Below are 948 nucleotides of genomic sequence, written 5' to 3'. Positions count from 1 at the left end.
CTAGGGCGTGTCTCCTAATTCCTTGACCCAGATCGTGATTGCTCTGAGCACGGCGCCTCCGCGGTAGGTGAGGGCGAGTTTGTCGTAGCGGGTGGCGAGGCCACGCCATTGTTTGAAGGTGTTGAAGTTGCGTTCGACGACGTTGCGGGCTTTGTAATCGTGGGCGTCGAACGCGGGTGGCCGGCCGCCTTTACTGCCTCGTCGTTTTCTGTGCCCGATCTGGTCGGAGGGCTGGGGGATGACGGCGATGATGCCGCGTTCGCGCAGGTGTACACGGATCGCACGAGATGAATACGCCTTGTCAGCACGTACGCGATCGGGACGGGTCCTCGGCCGACCGCGGCCAGCACGGTTGATCTGGAGTTGACCCATCAGCGCCGGGAACATCGGCGAATCACCGGACTGTCCGGGGCTGGTGAGCAGCACCAGCGGGCGGCCGCGCCCGTCGACGAGAGCGTGGATCTTGGTGCTCAGCCCGCCACGCGAGCGACCGATCGCGTGATCAGGCGGTTCCTGCCGCAGATTCGTGTAATTCGAGAGATCCCCCTGTGGTGCGGGGAAGGTTCGTTGCGTGCTGATGTGCTCTGTTGATCGTGGAATCCACCGAAACCGACCAGTCCACCGCACCCACAGCGTCGGCGCGAGTCAGTAGCTGGGCCAGCAGTCGATCCCAGGTGCCATCCCCTGAATACCGGCGGTGCCGTTTCCACAGCGTCTGCCACGGCCCGAACTCGGCCGGCACATCACGCCACGCGATCCCACACCGATACCGGTAAACGATGCCCTCGAGCACCCGACGATCATCACGGAACGGCCGACCCCGCCGACCCGCAGACGACGGCAACAACGGCTCCAAAATAGCCCAATCGGAATCACTCAAAACAGCAGAACGGGACATCCCCACAGCATCCCAGAACACTGACACCACGTTTAGGAGACACGCCCTAG

Annotated in this window: 1 protein-coding gene; it reads right to left on the bottom strand. The window is 63.1% G+C overall.

Annotated elements, in window-relative coordinates; genetic code table 11:
* Positions 1-898 (bottom strand): IS5 family transposase gene (locus B7R22_RS18410; RefSeq protein WP_253259167.1). Its coding sequence is split into 2 segments (ribosomal slippage): positions 1-537 and positions 539-898, totalling 897 coding nucleotides; the frame shifts between segments, so codons are not numbered across the junction.
* Positions 899-948 lie beyond the last annotated feature (50 nt).

The sequence above is a fragment of the Subtercola boreus genome (genome assembly GCF_003399635.1).
In the GTDB taxonomy this organism is placed as follows: domain Bacteria; phylum Actinomycetota; class Actinomycetes; order Actinomycetales; family Microbacteriaceae; genus Subtercola; species Subtercola boreus_B.
The sequence above is the reverse complement of the archived record's forward strand: the minus strand, read 5'-3'. Positions and strand labels throughout refer to the sequence as shown.